This is a genomic window from Klebsiella sp. 64, from assembly GCF_018223915.1.
Classification (GTDB): Bacteria; Pseudomonadota; Gammaproteobacteria; order Enterobacterales; family Enterobacteriaceae; genus Klebsiella; species Klebsiella pneumoniae.
Window position 1 is genome coordinate 19,462 of sequence record NZ_JAGRQZ010000027.1, and the last position, 17,671, is coordinate 37,132.

The window sequence follows — 17,671 nt, forward strand, 5'->3', positions numbered from 1 at the left end:
TGATGCTGGAGCTGGACTTTACCCAGACCCTCGGTAGCCACTGCCTGCAGATCCGTGAAACTCTGCCCGCCAGCGGGATCACCGCCGTCTTTGGCGTCTCCGGCGCGGGCAAAACCTCGTTGATTAACGCCATCAGCGGCCTGACCCGACCCCAGGCGGGGCGGATCGTGCTCAATGGCCGGGTGCTGAACGACACCGCGCAGCGTATCTGCCTGGCGCCGGAGCAGCGCCGTATCGGCTATGTCTTTCAGGATGCGCGCCTGTTTCCCCATTATAAAGTGCGCGGCAATCTGCAGTATGGGATGGCGAAATCCATGGTCAGCCAGTTCGATAAGCTGGTGGATCTGCTGGGGATTGCGCCCTTGCTGGATCGTCTGCCGGGCCGGTTATCCGGCGGCGAAAAGCAGCGAGTGGCTATCGGCCGCGCCCTGCTGACCGCGCCAGAGCTACTGCTGCTGGATGAGCCGCTGGCCTCGCTGGACATTCCGCGCAAACGCGAGCTATTGCCCTACCTGCAGCGGCTGGCGCAGGAGATTCATATTCCGATGCTCTACGTCAGCCACTCGCTGGATGAGATCCAGCATCTGGCCGATCGTGTGCTGGTGCTGGAGGCCGGTAAGGTGAAAGCTTTCGGTCCGCTGGAGGAGGTCTGGAGCAGCAGCGTGATGCACCCCTGGCTGCCGGCGGAGCAGCAGAGTACGATCCTTAGCGCCACCGTCGCCGCGCAGCACCCGCAGTATGCGATGACGGCCCTGGCGCTGGGGGACCAGTTGCTGTGGGTCAACCGGCTCGAACGTCCCGCAGGCGACACCGCACGGATCCGCATTCAGGCGTCGGACGTTTCGCTGACACTGGCCCAGCCGTCCGGGACCAGCATCCGCAATATCTTGCGCGCCGAGGTGGCTCAGTGTCTGGAGGTCAACGGACAGATTGAAGTGCAGCTCAGAGTGAGTGACCGTCTGCTATGGGCCAGGATTAGCCCATGGGCGCGGGACGACCTGGCGATAGCGCCAGGTCAGCAGGTGTTTGCCCAGATCAAAAGCGTGTCGATCGCCGCCTGATTACAGCAGTTGGCGGTAGATAAACTCGGCGATGCTCGTGGACTCATTGTCGCCGATGACTATGTTGGCGCGGGCTTTCACCTCGTCCACCGCGTTGCCCATCGCCACCCCGGTGCCCGCCGCTTCCAGCATGCTAAGATCGTTGTAGTTATCGCCGAAGGCCACCACATCCTGCATCGACAGCCCCTGGTCGGCCACCCATTGCGCCAGGCGTTTGCCTTTGCTGTTGCCGGCGCGCGCGATATCTACCTGATCGTGCCACGACCATTCGCACTCGAGGCCCAGCGTCTCGCCAACCTGCTGCGCAAACCGCTGCAGGCGGGGAATGTCGTCATCGGTGAGAGCGAATTTCCATACCGCGTTAACTTCGCGAACCGCCTGCGCCAGCGAATCGACCTGAGCGAAAACTGGACGCTGATCTTCCGGTAACGCTTGCGCCCAGTTGCGGGTGCGGATCACATGCCCGGTGGGGTGTTCATAAAGCATCGCGTCGTCCACATATGCCAGGCCGTGGATCTGCTGTTTGGCAAGCATGGCAGTGAGGCTTACCGCTTGCTCCACCGGCATAGGATCGGCGGCCAAAACCTTTTTTGCGTGATAATCATACAAATAGGTGCCATTACAACAAATTGCAGGTGTATCGAGAGCCAGTGCCTGATAAAAAGGATGGATAGCGACGTGATGACGTCCGGTGACGACGATGACCTGATAGCCTGCCTCTCTGGCGCGGGCCAGCGCCTCCAGCGAAGCGGGCAGAATGGTTTTTTTGCTGGTAAGCAGGGTGCCGTCTAAATCCAGGGCAATCACGCGTGTTGTCATGTGTTATTTCCGGTTGATGTTGAAAGTGACCTGGCCATGATGGTACACCGCCGTGGCGTCAGGACCAATTTTTCCACATCTGCCGTGAATGTCTGTATGCCCTTTGTGCCGCCGTCCGGCGGAAATTCGGCGGACGATGCGAGTATCATGGGCGGATGTCTTATAATTTTCAGGGTGCTGTTATCCTGAAAATGAAAATTCCACGTGCAGTGAGGGAAGGAGTAGTCATGAAACAAACCGTTTATACCGCCAGCCCGGAAAGCCAACAAATCCATGTCTGGAGTCTTGAAGCGGACGGCAAACTGACGCTGGTGCAGGTGGTTGATGCCCCAGGGCAGGTCCAGCCGATGGTGGTCAGCCCCAACAAGGAATTTCTGTACGTTGGCGTTCGTCCGGAGTTTCGCGTGCTGGCCTATCGCATCACGCCGGATAACGGGGCGTTAACCTTTGCGGGCGAAGCTGCGCTGCCGGGCAGCCCGACCCATATCTCTACCGATCACCATGGCCGCTTTGTCTTCAGCGCCTCCTACAATCAGGGCTGTGTCAGCGTGACCCCGCTGCACGATGGCCTGCCGGGCGAAACCATCACCGTGGTGGAAGGGCTGGAAGGCTGCCACTCGGCCAATATCTCCCCGGATAATCGCACCCTGTGGGTGCCGGCGCTGAAGCAGGATCGCATTTGCCTGTTTACCCTCAGCGACGATGGTTTCCTCTCGGCACAGGAGCCCGCGGAAGTGACGACCGTCGAGGGCGCCGGTCCGCGTCACATGGTATTCCATCCCAACCAGCAGTATGGTTACTGCGTCAATGAGCTAAACAGCTCGATTGACGTCTGGGAGCTGAAAGATCCTAAGGGCAACATCGAATGTGTACAGACCCTGGATATGATGCCGCCTGATTTTAGCGGCGTGCGCTGGGCGGCGGATATTCATATCACCCCGGATGGCCGTCATCTTTACGCCTGCGATCGTACCGCCAACATCATCACGGTGTTCAGCGTTTCGGAAGATGGTAGCGTGCTGGCGGTGGAAGGCTATCAGCCTACCGAGACCCAGCCGCGCGGCTTTAACCTCGATCACAGCGGTAAATATCTCATTGCCGCCGGGCAGAAGTCGCACCATATCGCGGTGTACGATATCGTCGGTGAGCAGGGACTGCTGCAGGAGAAAGGCCGCTATGCGGTTGGGCAGGGGCCGATGTGGGTGGTGGTCAACGCCCACTGAACCGCCATCAGGTAAAAGAAAAAACCTCGCCTTAGCGAGGTTTTTTTTGCTCAGAGCGGACAGGCTCTGCGGAGAAGGCGTTGTCCTGGCGGGCCAGAAGCGTGACGACGTTAGATATCGTCCATGGTGTAGCCAACGACAATCTCCAGCGTTTTTCGGATCACGTCCGCGGTCACCACGTCATCGGTGGTTTCCAGCGCCTGAATCAGCCATAAAATAATGGCCTTATTGTTCAGGTGGCCCTCGGACTGGAGAATACTGTTGATGGCGAGCGACATGACGGCGGACTCATCAACCAGTTTATCACCGGCGTTACGGAAATAGTCGGAGAGCGCGGTGTCCTGCAGTCTTGCGTAAATATCTGGTTGCTGATGCATAGTCTGTCTCATCACATTCTCACTCTGTTTAATTCACCATGGTTGGGATAATCAGTGGATCTTTTTAGCTTCCGACGGCATGCTGTCTGGCGCCAGCGAACCTCTGGTTTCCCAACGGCCATTGATTTTCTTTACCTGTAAAGGCGCGTACTTCCGCTGACGGATAAGCTTCGCGCAAATTTCTTCGATCACGGCAGCGATGATCTTTCTACGCTGGCGATCTGGTTCTGTCGCCTGCATTAACCGAAGTCGAACCAGCAGGGTCGGGGTGGTAATCGGGCGATTCGTTTTCAGAAGCGCTAGAACCGCCTCGCCGATGATTTCATCGGTTATTTCCTCAGTTTCACTGTTATTCATAACCGTCTCTATGCATGCCACCCTTTTCCTGAATAGGCGAACGGGCATTCAGGTCAGCAGCAGGTTTGTGGAAGCGATCGCCCCTCATCTGCTACTGCGGCGCTGCAACAGGCGACGATCGATGACGTTATTCCTGGCCAGCAAACAGCAGACCAATTAAGGTCTGATAATGGCTCTCTTCCTCCGGCGCGCGAGCGCGGTCCAGGCGGCTCAACAGTTTGGTGCATAGCGCTTTGCGGTTGAGATGACGCCCTTCGTTAAGAATATCCATCACGATCTGACCCAGGGTTTCCTGCTGGGAAGGCAAAGATGCTTTGTTGAAATACTGGGCAATTGCGTTCGCTGTATCTGGAATGTAACCATTCTGCTGCATATGTGCTCCTTTCATTTCATTCATCTGTTAACTGCCATTAAACTTATACAATAATTATTAACCTGTACACACAAAGTTGCACAATAATGATTCATGTTAGTTTAACTATATGATTTTTAATTGTTTAATTTTTTTTACCTGGCGCGGTTCTGGCTTGTAAAGGTGGGGTTTAGCGTTGTATGTTGTACAAGGAAAGAAAAAAAGGGAAAACCTTGCACAAAAAAGGGATTTTTAGTGTATCTTTTTTGTTAAGACAAAACGTAGTTTTACGAGACCCTTAGCCTGATAACTGCTACTGTGAATGCTTATCCCTCCCATCTGGAATCACTATGCTAACCACCATCATTTATCGCAGCCATATCTGCGACAATGTCTCATTCAAATCGATCGAGGCCATGGTCGCCAGGGCAAACGAAAGAAATGGGCAGGCGGACGTCACCGGTATTTTACTTTTTAACGGGACGCATTTTTTTCAACTCATTGAGGGGCCTGAAGAAAAGGTTCAGGATATTTATCAGCATATCTGCCAGGATCCTCGCCACTATAATCTGGTGGAGTTGCTTTGCGATTATGCGCCGTCCCGTCGTTTTGGTAAGGTCGGGATGGAACTGTTTGATTTACGCGAACACGATCGCGAGGAAGTTCTGCAGGCGGTGATGGACCGGGGGACGTCAAAATATCAGCTCACCTATGATGACCGGGCGCTGCAATTTTTCCGTACTTTTGTCGAAGCCACAGAAAAAGCGAACTATTTTGAGATTCCTTCCGCAGATAGTTGGGTTTTTATTCCTGATAAGGAGACGTTCTATCCTGATACCCCGATTATCGATAATACGGAAGGTTGTTCCTTTGCCTTCCAGCCGATTGTCGACCCTTTCGCCTGCGAAATTATTTCGTGGGAAGCGCTGTTGCGTACACCGGACGGGCAATCCCCCGGCGCCTATTTTGCCGGGCTGACCGGGGACGATATTTATCTCGCCGACCTGCACAGTAAACGGGTGGCGTTGTCGCTGGCGGGAAAATTAGGTTTACGTAATAAGGCGTTAAGCATTAATTTACTGCCGATGACCATGGTCAAAGCGCCGAATGCGGTGGCTTTCCTGCTCGACGAAATTAGTCGCAATGACCTTATTCCGGAGCAGATTATTGTCGAGTTCACTGAGCGGGAAGTGATTTCGCGGATGGACGATTTTACCGATGCGGTGCGCAAACTGAAGGGCGCGGGAATTAATCTTGCCATTGATCACTTCGGCGCCGGGTTTGCCGGGCTATCGCTGCTGGCGCAATACCAACCCGACAGAATTAAAATCGACCATGAGCTGATCCGCAATATCCACCAGGACGGACCGCGCCAGTCGATTGTACAGGCGATTATCAAATGCTGTACTTCTCTGGAGATTGCGGTCTCAGCCGTCGGCGTTGAGCGTGCTGAAGAGTGGATGTGGCTGGAATCAGCCGGTATTTCACAGTTTCAGGGCAATTTGTTCGCCAGCGCGCGCCTGGGGGGCCTACCCGCCGTCGCATGGCCGGAGAAAAAATGAACCACCGCGAAATCAGCTAAACATTTTTTCATCTTTTTTCCCGGGCGCTGTGAGCCGCAACCTGATATCTTTATCTGTACAAGAAAATAGAGTTGTACAGGATGCCTGAATTCGTTAGTTTAGGTATTAAGGTATCAGGTTGATGTGAGGCTGCTATGGCGTTTTACAGTATCGGTGAAGTCGCCGAACGTTGCGGAATCAATCCGGTCACACTGCGCGCCTGGCAGCGTCGTTACGGTCTACTGAAACCGCAGCGTAGCGAAGGCGGGCATCGACAATTTGATGAAGAAGATATCCTGCGTATCGAAGAGATCAAGCGCTGGATAGAGCGCGGTGTATCAGTAGGGAAAGTCAAAGCGCTGCTGGAGGATAACCTGCCGGCGGCGCGCGACGAATCCGCGCATCTTCAGGAAGAGATGATGTCCATTCTGCGTTATATGCAGCCCGCCAGAATCCGCGCCAAATTAATGGCGCTCAGTCATCAACACCCCGTCGACACCCTCATCGATAGCCTGTTAGTGCCGGTACGACAGCGTCTCAAGCTGGATCAGAATACCTCGCTGGTGATTAGCAGCATGCTGGACGGCCTGTTAATTGACTGCGTAGCGTTGTTTCTCGCCGAAGCGCGTAAAAAAAATGGCAAAGAGACGCTGCTGGTGGGCTGGAGCAATGAGGACAGGACGCGTCTGTGGCTGGAGGCATGGCGTCTTTCCCAACGCGGCTGGCATGTCAACGTTCTCGCCGAACCGCTGGAGTCGCCGCGGCCTGAGCTATTTCCCGGGCAGCATATTTTCGTCTGGACCGGACGTGCCGCCACGCCTCTGCAGGAGGAGCTGCTCAGCCACTGGCAGGAGCAGGGCTTCAGCATCCATTTTCACGGCCAAAATTAAGCGCCCCGATCCGTGGTGCGGATCAGGGCTTGAGTGCTTGGTTACAGGTGAATCTGGCTCCAGGATTTGAACGTTTCGCTGCGGCTGATATTAAAAAAATCGGTTCTACCGCTGCAGCCGAGCTTTTTAATCAGATTCAGCCGGATCTGATAAATGGTTTTTATATGCAGGTTTAGCGACCGGCCAATGCTGGCGACTGCTTCGCCATTGCTGATAAGTTGAATAACTTTCTTTTCCCGCTCGGTAAACTGCACCGAGGCGCCTGGCGCCGGATGGGTTTTGTAATAGCGGGTGGGTTGATGCAGAAATATCTTTAACTCTTCCGGCGTCGAGTTGGCCGGTAAGCGCAGCATAGGCAGTTCACTAAGAAAATTAAGATCGTTGCCTTCGGTTAACAGAATAAATAATGTATCCCGCCGATTATAGTTGTGCTGCAGTACCGCGAAATAATTGTCGCTGGTGAAGAAAACATGTTTTTTGCAGAAGTAAGATGCCGGCAGGCTATTCAGGATCAGCGACATCCCATAGAGAAGAAAACCATTATCAAACCACAGATCGTAATGCTCAGAACGATAGCAAGTATTATGGTGTGACATTTTTTTGCCTCAGTTAGCCGATAGAGACCCAGGCGCGCCGGTACAGCAGGTCGAAGCCTGCTGCCAGCACAGTGGGTTTATTTAATGATGAGGTTTGCTGTACAGCATATCCAGCGCCTGCAGATAGAGATCGGAAAGTATTTCGTTACTTTCCGTTTGCAGACGATGCTGGATTTCCGTAATCATCCGCTCATTATTTACCGTTCTGTGCTGCTTAATGAGCGTATTCTCAATATTCTTCATCAGGGCCGAATTGAAGACAAACTCTGCTGGAATGGTATTTTTAATATGCATAGCTCGAACTCTCCCACGTATAAAGCAAACAGACAATAAAAGTCGCAGCGTACCGTTGGTACGCGCCAAGTCACGAACAGGAAATGTATAACCAGGAACCACCGTCCGACTCGCTGCGCAATCGTCAAGCTTCCCCGCTTTGTTGCGCAACAAGCAGTTAACACTCCAAAACTATAGACGCTGATTTCACTATGTACAACTTTTTTCATTACTATATGTACAACGTAACGGCTTATTTTTTGTGTGTGTTTTAATTTGTTGATTTATAACAATTTTAGTAAGTGATAACTTGTACAGAAAAGTCGGGTTGTGCAGGATTTAGCTGTAAAACCAGCGGGAAGAAGCTGATGATGGTAGAAGAAAGCCAATTGTGAAAATTCTGTCATGGCTGGCGAAATGCATGAGATTGCGCCGACGCGCGAAGGGGTAAACAGCAACGCTGTCGTCGACAGGTGGCTTTCTTCCGCGTCGGAGTCTGAGCATAGCGGAAAATATGATGAGGCTTTGTCTGCTTTTTGCACAGTAAGGTAAAGGGGTAACGTCTGCCATGTCGTAAACGGCCCATTCGATTTGTTGGCGAATAAGGGCTGTGCTACGCTTTTTGGTAACGACGCGGCGGTTTGGCATCGTTATTTTTCCCCCATTTCCCTGTCGAGTCTTATACCCCTGTCACGACCGGTAAATACGGCAAAAGCTTTCTGTCCCTGGACAGGCCTTGAGGACTGAGGAGGGAAAATGCGCGGCAAAAGCGTGATGCTCCTGGCCGGGTTAGCCTCTCTCGCGCAGGCGAACGAACTTAACCTCTATTCTGTGAATACCGGTTCCTATGTTTACCATCTGACCAATAATCACGGACAATATACAGAGAATTTCGAAAATCATTTTTTCTCAGTGGAGCGGAAATTCTCTGCAGACTCCAAATACAGCCTTCTGCTTGGCACTATGAATAACAGCTTCAACGATCGCTGCCTGGCGCTGGGGGTGAGAAGAGACTGGTACCACAGCGGCAGCGGGTGGACCTTCAAAGGCGTTTACGGCTATACCGGCGAATTCTTCTTCGACGCCTTCGAGCATTGCGGCGATCATGGCTCCTATAAAGACTTTAAGGACGCCACGGGGATCGGCTTTTCACCCTATATCTACCACGCTATCCAGTATAACTTCACCGATTATTTCGCCGTTGAAAGCGGCATTATTATTCCCAGCGTGTTTGTGATCAGTATCCAGTGGAGCTTCCGCTAAATCGTCCCGTTGTCGGTTACAAGGTAATCACCTTCCTGAGCAGCGTACTGGAGAGCGCGGCAAGGGAAATGAGCACCGACAGGACAAAGGTCAGCGCTATTACCCCCAACTTGGTGGCTAGCGAGTGCACAGGGATGAGCATCACCAGCAGGTGAAACACGGAATAGTGGAGGATATAAACCCCGGTCATCGCTTTACTGACCGTCGCCAGCACGGCTTCTTTCCACTCGCGGTTCTTTTTAAACTGCACGGCGTTAGCGGCGATCACCAGCAGGACGATCAGGATATAAATTTGCGATCCCGTGAGAATGAACGCATTACGATCTGCTTTAAACAGGGCGAAGAAGAAATGGCGTTCATAAAACCAGGTAAATAAATAGACAAAGGGCAGGGCGATAATCGACCCTTTAATCACCTGTGGGTTGCGTATCCACTCCGCGACCTTTGGATCGTTAAACAACTGCCCGGTTAAATAAAACAGTAGCCAAGTCCACAGGCGATACTGCGGCGGCAAACTGAAAAGATGTCTGTCCGGGTAGATCACCGAGAGCAGGTCGTAACCGTAGGAGCAGCACAGCAGCGTCAGGAGCACGGCGAAAAAGAGCCCGCGCCGCTGGCTGAGCCAGGCGATCAAAGGATGAAAGGTATAGATGACAATCAGGGCGAAAATAAACCAGGGCTGGATCAGGTAGCCGCGCTGGTAAGGCTCCCAGACATAATAGACCGTCACCCAAAACAGAAAGACGATGACCACGCTTTTAATTTTACCAATTTGCCAGTTGGCATCGTGGCGCGTCTGCGCATCAAGATAACCGGCCACGACAAAAAACAGCGGCGTCGCGATGGTCGAGATAAAGGTCAGCAGCCCGAGGATCCAGTGATAGTCATAATCAAAGCGATCCCAGGTGTTATAGATGGTGAAAAAGGTCACCGCTGTCATACAGCCTAATGTCTTGATAATGCTCAGACCGGTACTGTTCATCGTTGAGGCGTCATATCCTTATGGTGAAAGCAGGCGTAAATCACCGGCAGAACCAGCAGCGTCAGCACGGTGGCAAAGGCGAGGCCGAACATGATCACCACCGCCATACTCTGGAAAAAGACATCGCGCAGCAGCGGGGCCAGACCAAGTACGGTGGTGAAGGCGGTCAGCAGGATCGGCCGCAGACGAGAGGTTGCCGCATCAATAATAGCTTGTCGTTGATCTTTCTCCTGTTTTTGTTGCTCTATCTCTTCTACCAGCACAATGCCGTTACGGATCAGCATACCGCTCAGGCTGAGCAAGCCGATTAAGGCCATAAAGCCGAAGGGGATGCCGGTAAGCAGAAAGCCGGGTGTGACCCCGATCAGCGCCAGCGGAACGGTCAGCCAGATGGCGACGGCGTTTTTCAGCGAACTGAACATCAGCACCGTTATGATAAACATCACCAGATAGCCAAGCGGCAGGGTTGTAAACAGTCCCTGCTGCGCCTCACTGGAGTTCTCGGCATCGCCGCCCCATTCGATACGGTAGCCGTGGGGCAGCGGCAGTGCGTCAATGCGCGGTTTCACCCGCGCGAGAATATCACCCGAGGTTTGGCCGCTTAGCGGGCTGGGGTCGGTCTGGACCGTCAGCACCCGGGTACGATCCCGGCGGAGGATCAACGGATCTTCCCACTCCAGGGCGAAACCATTGATGACGTTACTCAGCGGGATATATTGCTGGCGACTCTGGCTCCAGACCAGCACATTATTCAGATGGTTGGCATCCTGACGTTCTGCTTCCGGCGGCCGGACGATCACTGGCAGCAGATCGGCCCCTTCACGATATAACCCGGCGCGACTCCCGGAGAAATTCATCTCCAGCGCGTTATCAATATCCTGTTTATCCACCCCCAGCTCGCGTCCCAGCGCCGGGGAATACTGCGGGCGGATCACTTTGCTGCGGTTCTGCCAGTCATTACGCACGCTGTCGGTCGCCGGGTCCGCGGCGAGGATATCGCCTACCTGACTCGCCAGCGCGCGCAGCGTATCCGGGTCTGGGCCCTTAATGCGCACCTCAATCGCGCTATCTCCGGAGGGGCCGAACATAATGCGTTTGGTGCTGGCGTTAACCTGCGGGTAGTTTCTGGCAATCCAGTCCTCCACGTGGCGGGTGACAGGGGCGATGCCGCGTTGATCATCCATCCGCACCATAATCTGCGCGTAGTTGCTGTACTGGCGCTGCCCGCTGTAGGTGAGAATGAAACGCATACTGCCCTGGCCGATGGTGGAGACGGTGGTGACCACCCCCGGCTGACCGGCTATCGACCGCTCGATATCCCGGGTCATCTTCTCCGTGGCGTTTATATCGGTACCGTAGGGTAGCCACAGGTCGACAAAGAATATAGGCGTATTCGATGACGGAAAAAAATTCTGCCGAACAAAGGTAAAGCCCCAGATCGCTCCGGCTAACAGCGCGCCCATCAGCACCAGGGTCAGGGTCTTTTGCTGCAGCAGTATTCGCAGCGCCTGCTGATAGCCACGGTAAAAGCTGCCGCGGTAAGGATCGGCCTTTTCCTCCGCGGCGGCGGCCGACAGGGCGTTTTTAAACAGCCACCACTTAATAAGCACCGGGGTGATGGTCAGAGCGGAAAACCAGCTCAGCATCAGGGAGATCAGCAGCACCTGGAACAGCGATTTGCAATACTCCCCGGTAGAGTCCTGGGAGAGGCCAATCGGCGCGAAGGCGAGGATGGCGATGATCGTCGCGCCAAGCAGCGGCAGGGCAGAGCGACGGATCACATAGTTAATCGCGCCCAGCAGCGGAGAGCCTTGCTGACGGGCGATGAGCACCCCTTCGACAATCACAATGGCATTGTCCACCAACATACTCAGGGCGATGATTAGCGCTCCGAGGGAGATCCGTTGTAGTTCGATCCCCCAGATATACATGATAAGCAGGGTGCCGAGAACGTTGAGCGCCAGCGACAGAGCAATAATAATCCCGCTGCGCACCCCCATAAATACCAGCAGCACGCCGACGACAATCGCCAGGGCCATCAGAAAATTGGTAATAAAGCCATTGACCGAGTGGGCGACCTCAGCTGCCTGATCGTAAAAAATAGCGATGTCGATGCCCGCCGGTTTGTCGGCGGCCATCTGCTGGAGGCGGGCCTCGAGAGCGTGGCCGACGTCAATAACGTTGACGCCAGGGATAAAAGAAACTCCCATGGTCACCGCCTGGCGCCCGTTGGCATGATAGATACTGGCCGGCGAGTCGGTTAGCCCGCGCGACAGCGTAGCAATATCCCGCAGTCGGGTGGTGGCGCTGGCGCCGTGAGGGCTGACCAGTAGATCTCCCAGCTCATCGATGCTCTGAAACTCACCGGTGGGGTGGAGGCGGATCGATTCGCTGCCAACGCGGATTTCCCCGGCGCTGGACACCACGTTGAGTCGGGCCAGGATTGCGGCGAGCTGGTTGAGGGTGATCCCGCGCGCCGCCATCTTCGCCAGCGAGATATCCACATTGATCTGCTGCGGAATGACGCCGCCGATAGCGACTTTACCGACCCCCGGCACCAGCACCAGCTCCCGGCGCAACTGTTCGGCATAGCGCACCAGCTCCGGGTTGGTAAAACTGTCGCCCGAGATAGCGAAGAAAAAGCCAAACACATCGCCAAAGTCATCGTTGACGAAAGGGGGGACTACGCCAGGGGGGAAAAGGCGGCTGGCGTCACCGACCCGGCGACGTAGCTCATCCCAGATTTGCGGCAGCTCGCTGGAATGGTACTGCGAAGCAATATTCACCGTAATTTGCGATAAGCCATTCGAGGAGATGGAGCTGACGTTATCCAGCGAGGGAAGCTGCTGAATCGCGTTTTCCAGCGGCAGGGTAACCTCCTCTTCCACCTGCTGAGCGGACGCGCCAGGGTAGTGGGTGACGATCACCGCCGTTTTGATGGTGAAGGCGGGATCTTCCAGGCGGCCGATATTGAGCAGGGCGAGCAGGCCACCCACCCCTAACAGCAAAATGGCTAACCAGACGCGGGTCGGGTTGTTAATAAACTGACGGGAAATATCCATTTATAATCCTCGTTCACGCGTCCAGACCCGCACCGGCTGCCCGGCATGCAGCTCGCTCACGCCCGCCGCAACCACCTGTTCACCCGCGCGGAGACCGTCGGTGATCGCCACTCCCTGCGAAGTCACCTCGCCGACGGTGACCTTACGCTCCTCAAGATATCGATGCGCGTTATCGCCTTTCACCACCCAGACTACCGGCTCGTTCTTTGGCCGGTTATCGGGGTTAAACACCGCCTCCGCTGGCACAATGAGGGTTTCCCGTCCGGCGCTGGCCGGTAAATTGCCGAGATTGACCGTCACGGTGCCGCTGACCCCGCCGACGGCGGGAAAATCATCTGGCCGCGGCATGGTTAACACGATCTGCCAGGTGAGGGTGCTATTGTCGCTGCTGCCGGTATGCTCTTTGTATTCCGCGGTAAACTCGCGGCCCGGCAGGGTATTGATCCTGACGACGGGACGGTAGGCGGTATTGCGGATATCCAGGGAGGTGAACAGATTTTCGGGAATGCTGAAGACCACATCCAGCAGGTCGGTCCGCGTCAGGGTGATCACCGGTTGGCCGGCGGCGACCACCTGATGGTTGCGGATATGTACGCCGGCGGCAATCCCGCTAAAGGGCGCGATGAGGCTCATTTGCGCCAGCTCTTCGCGAGCGATTTTTAAGGCCGCATTGGCGGCATCGCGATTGGCGCGCTGCACGTCCATCTCCGCCTGGGAAATCACCTGGCGCCCGGCCAGAGTCTGGAAGCGGTCGAACTGACGCTGGGCGAGAGTGGCCGCCGTTTGCCGCTCATTGACCCGTTGCTGGGCCTCGCGGGCATTCAGGCGCGCCAGCGTTTGCCCCTGGGCGACGCTTGCCCCCTGACGAATATCTAGCGACTCCACCTGGCCACCCCGCTTAAACGACAGTTCGGTGGAATCGCCAGACTCAATGCGTGCCGGAAACGTTCGCTGCTGGGTATTGCCCACGGCGGTCACCTGCGCCACTTTAACCATGCGCGGGGCGGACTCGACGGTGGGTGCTTTCTGATCGCAAGCGGTTGTAAATATAATAACAACCGGGATGAGAGAAAAATAACGGTTCACAATATTCCCCTCAGATTCAGGATTTATTTTACATTTTTATTACATGGCGCCTGCTTATTCTGCGAGAGCGGCGACGACCAGATAAGTGAAGAGCCCCACCGCTGTGCAGGCGACAATGGCCAGCGCGACAAACAAACCCAGGCGTAACAGGCTATAACCCAACATAATTTCCTCCCTTTACTCCCATCCGAACCGTAAATGTCATTTAATTCGGCCCCCACTGTGACCACCGGACATTCGGAGCGGCATGCCTGCTTGTAATCAGCATAGTCGGAGAAAATATGAAGTGTTAAAAAAGAGAATGCCGCGAGCGTTGGCGGCATTGAGGGGCAAGCGCAGGAGATCCGCAGGGAATATGCGGTTTTTATAATATTTTTCAGTCTATTAATCCGCCATTTTCTAATGTTAATTTTCCTGTGCTACGTTTAATAACATCTATTCCGCTCGCCGCTTCTGTTGTTGAGATTTCGTTCCTCCCCAAGTAAGGGGCTATTCATCACTACGCATTGTATTGGTAATAAAAGGATTATCTCATGTATAAAAATATCGTTGTTCCCGTTGACGTGTTTGATGCGGGCCTGGCCGACAAAGCGCTCTCTCATGCGAAATTCCTCGCCCAACATTCTGCCGGGCAAATTCATCTTATCCATGTTATTCCGGCCTTTTCTCCTGTATTAACCCGCGGATTTATCTCTGATGCCCGAAAGATGGAAGACCATTTGCTTAATACCGCTAAGGAAAAGCTGAGCGAGCTGGTGAAGAAAAATGGGCTTGCGGAAGACGCCAGCCATCTTTATGTGCGCAGTGGCAATGTTCGCGATCAAGTGATTGCCCTGGCCGATGAGCTGAAAGCGGATGTGGTGATTGTCGGTTCGCGCAATCCGGGGATCCAGACTCATCTGCTGGGCTCGGAAGCGGCCAATATCGTGCGCTATGCCCATGTACCAGTGTTCGTTGTGCGCTGATGATGGCGGGATGTCGCCCTGACTTCCGCTTCAGAAATCGAGGGAAAGAGTATGAATACAGATAAACCGGGGGCGCCCTATTATCAGCGCTCCGTCGAGGAGACTCTCGCCAGCGTGCAGAGTTCGCCGGAAGGGATTAGCGGAACAGAGGCGGCTACGCGCCTGCAGCAGTATGGCGAAAACGCCCTGCCGCAGAAGCCGGGTAAACCCGCCTGGCTGCGTTTTATTGCGCATTTTAACGATGTGCTGATCTACGTCCTGCTGGCGGCAGCGTTGCTCAAGGCGGTGATGGGCCATTGGATCGACATGGCGGTGATCCTCGCCGTGGCGGTGGTCAATGCGCTGATCGGCTTCATTCAGGAGAGTAATGCGGAAAAATCGCTGCAGAGTATCCGCAATATGCTGTCCAGCGAGGCGGTGGCGATCCGTCAGGGCAACCATGAAACCATCCCCACCACCTCGCTGGTACCTGGGGATATCGTGGTGATCCGCGCCGGCGACCGTATCCCCGCCGATCTACGGGTGATTGAGGCGCACAACCTGCGGGTGGAAGAGGCGATCCTCACCGGCGAGTCGACGGTGGTGGAAAAAACCACCGAGCCGCTAAGCGGCGATTTACCGCTCGGCGATCGCAGCAACCTGTTGTTTTCCGGGACCACCGTTAGCTCAGGGGCGGGAAAAGGGATCGTGGTGGCCACCGGCGGCGATACCGAGCTGGGCCATATCAACCAAATGATGGCGGGCATTGAGAAACACCGCACGCCGCTGCTGGTGCAAATGGACAAGCTGGGCAAAGCCATCTTTATCCTTATTCTGGTGATGATGGCGGCGCTGTTCGTCTTTAGCCTGCTGTTCCGCGATATGCCGGTCTCCGAACTGATGCTGTCGTTGATTAGCCTCGCGGTGGCATCGGTCCCCGAAGGGTTGCCGGCGATTATCTCGATTATTCTGTCGCTCGGCGTACAGGCGATGGCCCGTCAGAAAGCGATTATCCGCAAGCTGCCGACGGTGGAAACCCTCGGCGCGATGACGGTTATCTGCTCGGATAAAACCGGGACCCTGACCATGAACGAAATGACGGTGAAGGCGGTGATCACTGCCGACAGCGTCTATCGGGTGGAAGGGGATAGCTATGAGCCGGTCGGTAAGATCCACGCCATTGACGATCCGACGCCGGTCACGATCGCGCCCGGCTCGCTGTTCGAGCGCTATCTGCGCACCATCGATCTGTGTAACGACAGCCAGCTTATCAAAGAGGAGAGCGGGCTGTGGAAAATCACCGGCGGCCCGACCGAGGGGGCGCTGAAGGTGCTGGCGGCGAAGGTCACTCTGCCGCCGCTGACCAGCGAACTGCGCAGTAAAATTCCTTTTGATTCGCAATATAAATACATGTCGACCCTCTACCGGCTGGGTGAAGAGGAGGTAGTGCTGGTCACTGGCGCGCCGGATGTCCTGTTCCGCCTGTGCCAGTATCAGCAGAGCGACAGCGGATTGCAGCCGCTGGATCTCCCGTACTGGGAAGGCAAAATTGAAGAGTACGCCCGGGAAGGGCTACGGATGGTGGCCGCAGCCTGGAAGCCGGCTGCCGCAGGCCAGACCGAACTGACCCATCAGGATCTGCAGCAAGGGGTGATTTTGCTAGGGGTCGCCGGGATGATGGATCCGCCGCGTCCGGAGGCCATCACGGCGATTGCCGACTGCCTGCAGGCCGGGATCCGCGTGAAGATGATCACCGGCGACCACCCGCAAACGGCGATGAGCATCGGCAAGATGCTGGGGATTGGCAATGCGGGAAATGCCATTACCGGACGTGAGCTGGAGGTGATGGACGACGCGCAGCTGAGCGTAGCCGCGCAGCAGTTTGATATCTTCGCCCGCACCAGCCCGGAAGATAAGTTCCGCCTGGTGCAGGCTCTGCAGAGTAAGAAAGAAATTGTCGGAATGACCGGCGATGGGGTGAACGATGCCCCGGCGTTGAAGCAGGCTGACGTCGGCGTGGCGATGGGGATCAAGGGGACCGAGGTGACCAAGGAGGCCGCCGATATGGTGCTGACCGATGATAACTTCGCCACCATCGCCAGCGCAGTCCGCGAGGGGCGCCGGGTGTATGACAACCTGAAGAAAACCATTCTCTTCGTCATGCCGACCAACCTTGCCCAGGGGTTACTGATCGTGCTCGCGCTGCTGGCGGGCAACGTACTGCCGCTCACGCCGGTGTTGATCCTGTGGATGAACATGGCTACCTCCGCCACGCTGTCGTTTGGCCTGGCGTTTGAAGCCGGTGAGAAAAATATTATGCGGCGGCCGCCGCGCGATCCGAAAATTCACGTGATGGACGGCTTTGCCATCTGGCGCGTAGCGTTTGTGGGGTCAATGATTGCGGTCAGCGCCTTTATTCTCGAAGCCTGGCTGCAGCCGCGCGGCTATTCGCCGGAGTTTATCCGTACCGTGCTGTTGCAGACTCTGGTCACCGCCCAGTGGTTCTATATGCTGAACTGCCGCGTATCGGATGGATTCTCGTTAACCAAAGGTCTGCTGGCCAACAAAGGGATCTGGATCGTCAGCGGCGTACTGCTGCTGCTGCAGCTGCTGATTATCTACGCGCCTTTTATGCAGATGCTGTTCGGCACCACCGGGCTGCCGTTCCGCTACTGGGTGATCACCTTTATCATCGGCTTCGCCATGTTCCTGATCGTGGAACTGGAAAAACCGCTGACCCGCAAATGGCGTTCCGCCTGACGGCGTGAAGCGCTGAACGAAAAAGAAAAGAGGGGGCATGCCCCCTCTCTGGCTGACGACAAAC

At 55.2% G+C, this 17,671-nt stretch carries 17 protein-coding genes; 8 read left to right on the plus strand and 9 right to left on the minus strand.

The genetic code is table 11. The annotated features are described in order from the left end of the window. Positions 1 to 2 precede the first annotated feature (2 nt). Positions 3 to 1,061 (plus strand): molybdenum ABC transporter ATP-binding protein ModC, encoded by a 1,059-nt coding sequence (gene modC / locus KHQ23_RS18830; protein ID WP_004179075.1) that lies wholly within the window; start codon positions 3 to 5, stop codon positions 1,059 to 1,061. On the opposite strand, the gene KHQ23_RS18835 is transcribed toward modC, so the two are convergent. Then, complete coding sequence (locus tag KHQ23_RS18835) at positions 1,062 to 1,880, minus strand: pyridoxal phosphatase (protein WP_002895164.1); 819 nt, start codon at positions 1,878 to 1,880, stop codon at positions 1,062 to 1,064. Between the two features lie 227 nt (positions 1,881 to 2,107). Between KHQ23_RS18835 and pgl the strand changes: the two genes are divergently transcribed. After that, on the plus strand, positions 2,108 to 3,103 hold the full coding sequence (pgl, locus tag KHQ23_RS18840) for a 6-phosphogluconolactonase (RefSeq protein ID WP_032421122.1): 996 nt from the start codon (positions 2,108 to 2,110) through the stop codon (positions 3,101 to 3,103). Positions 3,104 to 3,213: 110 nt separating this feature from the next. On the opposite strand, the gene KHQ23_RS18845 is transcribed toward pgl, so the two are convergent. The 3 genes from KHQ23_RS18845 to ycgZ all read right to left on the minus strand — a co-directional run bounded on the left by KHQ23_RS18845 (position 3,214) and on the right by ycgZ (position 4,210). Continuing rightward, a complete protein-coding gene (locus KHQ23_RS18845; protein ID WP_002895168.1) occupies positions 3,214 to 3,480 on the minus strand; it encodes a biofilm development regulator YmgB/AriR family protein in 267 nt (88 codons plus the stop codon). Between the two features lie 51 nt (positions 3,481 to 3,531). Then, on the minus strand, positions 3,532 to 3,837 hold the full coding sequence (locus KHQ23_RS18850) for a hypothetical protein (RefSeq protein WP_004147654.1): 306 nt from the start codon (positions 3,835 to 3,837) through the stop codon (positions 3,532 to 3,534). 127 nt (positions 3,838 to 3,964) lie between these two features. Then, the gene (gene ycgZ / locus KHQ23_RS18855) at positions 3,965 to 4,210 is read right to left on the minus strand and encodes a regulatory protein YcgZ (protein WP_004151693.1); all 246 of its coding nucleotides are present in this window, start codon (positions 4,208 to 4,210) and stop codon (positions 3,965 to 3,967) included. Between the two features lie 329 nt (positions 4,211 to 4,539). Here ycgZ and KHQ23_RS18860 point away from each other — a divergent pair, with 329 nt between their 5' ends. Together KHQ23_RS18860 and KHQ23_RS18865 are read left to right on the plus strand one after the other, a co-directional pair. Next, positions 4,540 to 5,751, plus strand: coding sequence for a diguanylate phosphodiesterase (locus KHQ23_RS18860; protein ID WP_004176831.1), 1,212 nt, complete (start codon positions 4,540 to 4,542; stop codon positions 5,749 to 5,751). Positions 5,752 to 5,906: 155 nt separating this feature from the next. Next, positions 5,907 to 6,641 (plus strand): MerR family transcriptional regulator, encoded by a 735-nt coding sequence (locus KHQ23_RS18865; protein ID WP_004176830.1) that lies wholly within the window; start codon positions 5,907 to 5,909, stop codon positions 6,639 to 6,641. A gap of 41 nt (positions 6,642 to 6,682) precedes the next feature. On the opposite strand, the gene KHQ23_RS18870 is transcribed toward KHQ23_RS18865, so the two are convergent. Together KHQ23_RS18870 and KHQ23_RS18875 are read right to left on the minus strand one after the other, a co-directional pair. Then, positions 6,683 to 7,237, minus strand: coding sequence for a helix-turn-helix transcriptional regulator (locus tag KHQ23_RS18870; RefSeq protein ID WP_073553395.1), 555 nt, complete (start codon positions 7,235 to 7,237; stop codon positions 6,683 to 6,685). A gap of 81 nt (positions 7,238 to 7,318) precedes the next feature. Next, complete coding sequence (locus KHQ23_RS18875; protein ID WP_002895280.1) at positions 7,319 to 7,531, minus strand: biofilm development regulator YmgB/AriR family protein; 213 nt, start codon at positions 7,529 to 7,531, stop codon at positions 7,319 to 7,321. Between the two features lie 384 nt (positions 7,532 to 7,915). On the opposite strand from KHQ23_RS18875, the gene KHQ23_RS18880 reads away from it, so the two are divergent. Both KHQ23_RS18880 and KHQ23_RS18885 read left to right on the plus strand, forming a co-directional pair. Beyond that, positions 7,916 to 8,062, plus strand: coding sequence for a hypothetical protein (locus tag KHQ23_RS18880; protein ID WP_009483834.1), 147 nt, complete (start codon positions 7,916 to 7,918; stop codon positions 8,060 to 8,062). 204 nt (positions 8,063 to 8,266) lie between these two features. Further along, positions 8,267 to 8,773 (plus strand): hypothetical protein, encoded by a 507-nt coding sequence (locus tag KHQ23_RS18885; protein WP_002895283.1) that lies wholly within the window; start codon positions 8,267 to 8,269, stop codon positions 8,771 to 8,773. A gap of 16 nt (positions 8,774 to 8,789) precedes the next feature. Here the strand turns inward: KHQ23_RS18885 and KHQ23_RS18890 are convergent, their stop codons facing one another. From KHQ23_RS18890 to KHQ23_RS18900, 3 genes are read right to left on the minus strand one after another with little or no spacing between them, the layout of a single operon-like run. Beyond that, positions 8,790 to 9,713, minus strand: coding sequence for an acyltransferase (locus tag KHQ23_RS18890; protein ID WP_002895284.1), 924 nt, complete (start codon positions 9,711 to 9,713; stop codon positions 8,790 to 8,792). 38 nt (positions 9,714 to 9,751) lie between these two features. Then, a complete protein-coding gene (locus KHQ23_RS18895; protein WP_032434213.1) occupies positions 9,752 to 12,817 on the minus strand; it encodes an efflux RND transporter permease subunit in 3,066 nt (1,021 codons plus the stop codon). Further along, complete coding sequence (locus KHQ23_RS18900) at positions 12,818 to 13,903, minus strand: efflux RND transporter periplasmic adaptor subunit (RefSeq protein ID WP_047694504.1); 1,086 nt, start codon at positions 13,901 to 13,903, stop codon at positions 12,818 to 12,820. Between the two features lie 533 nt (positions 13,904 to 14,436). On the opposite strand from KHQ23_RS18900, the gene KHQ23_RS18905 reads away from it, so the two are divergent. Both KHQ23_RS18905 and KHQ23_RS18910 read left to right on the plus strand, forming a co-directional pair. After that, positions 14,437 to 14,868: a universal stress protein gene (locus KHQ23_RS18905; protein ID WP_004183465.1), complete on the plus strand. Its 432-nt coding sequence runs from the start codon at positions 14,437 to 14,439 to the stop codon at positions 14,866 to 14,868. Positions 14,869 to 14,919: 51 nt separating this feature from the next. Next, a complete protein-coding gene (locus KHQ23_RS18910) occupies positions 14,920 to 17,607 on the plus strand; it encodes a cation-transporting P-type ATPase (protein ID WP_211776814.1) in 2,688 nt (895 codons plus the stop codon). Positions 17,608 to 17,671 lie beyond the last annotated feature (64 nt).

Excerpts from the sequence above, each read along its gene's own strand:
- KHQ23_RS18870 (WP_073553395.1), bottom strand. The coding sequence starts at position 7,237 with ATGTCACACCATAATACTTGCTATCGTTCTGAGCATTACGATCTGTGG.
- KHQ23_RS18905 (WP_004183465.1), top strand. The coding sequence starts at position 14,437 with ATGTATAAAAATATCGTTGTTCCCGTTGACGTGTTTGATGCGGGCCTG.
- KHQ23_RS18885 (WP_002895283.1), top strand. The coding sequence starts at position 8,267 with ATGCGCGGCAAAAGCGTGATGCTCCTGGCCGGGTTAGCCTCTCTCGCG.
- modC (WP_004179075.1), top strand. The coding sequence starts at position 3 with ATGCTGGAGCTGGACTTTACCCAGACCCTCGGTAGCCACTGCCTGCAG.
- KHQ23_RS18910 (WP_211776814.1), top strand. The coding sequence starts at position 14,920 with ATGAATACAGATAAACCGGGGGCGCCCTATTATCAGCGCTCCGTCGAG.
- KHQ23_RS18895 (WP_032434213.1), bottom strand. The coding sequence starts at position 12,817 with ATGGATATTTCCCGTCAGTTTATTAACAACCCGACCCGCGTCTGGTTA.
- KHQ23_RS18860 (WP_004176831.1), top strand. The coding sequence starts at position 4,540 with ATGCTAACCACCATCATTTATCGCAGCCATATCTGCGACAATGTCTCA.
- KHQ23_RS18850 (WP_004147654.1), bottom strand. The coding sequence starts at position 3,837 with ATGAATAACAGTGAAACTGAGGAAATAACCGATGAAATCATCGGCGAG.
- KHQ23_RS18890 (WP_002895284.1), bottom strand. The coding sequence starts at position 9,713 with ATGACAGCGGTGACCTTTTTCACCATCTATAACACCTGGGATCGCTTT.
- ycgZ (WP_004151693.1), bottom strand. The coding sequence starts at position 4,210 with ATGCAGCAGAATGGTTACATTCCAGATACAGCGAACGCAATTGCCCAG.
- KHQ23_RS18880 (WP_009483834.1), top strand. The coding sequence starts at position 7,916 with ATGGCTGGCGAAATGCATGAGATTGCGCCGACGCGCGAAGGGGTAAAC.
- KHQ23_RS18845 (WP_002895168.1), bottom strand. The coding sequence starts at position 3,480 with ATGCATCAGCAACCAGATATTTACGCAAGACTGCAGGACACCGCGCTC.
- KHQ23_RS18875 (WP_002895280.1), bottom strand. The coding sequence starts at position 7,531 with ATGCATATTAAAAATACCATTCCAGCAGAGTTTGTCTTCAATTCGGCC.
- pgl (WP_032421122.1), top strand. The coding sequence starts at position 2,108 with ATGAAACAAACCGTTTATACCGCCAGCCCGGAAAGCCAACAAATCCAT.
- KHQ23_RS18835 (WP_002895164.1), bottom strand. The coding sequence starts at position 1,880 with ATGACAACACGCGTGATTGCCCTGGATTTAGACGGCACCCTGCTTACC.
- KHQ23_RS18865 (WP_004176830.1), top strand. The coding sequence starts at position 5,907 with ATGGCGTTTTACAGTATCGGTGAAGTCGCCGAACGTTGCGGAATCAAT.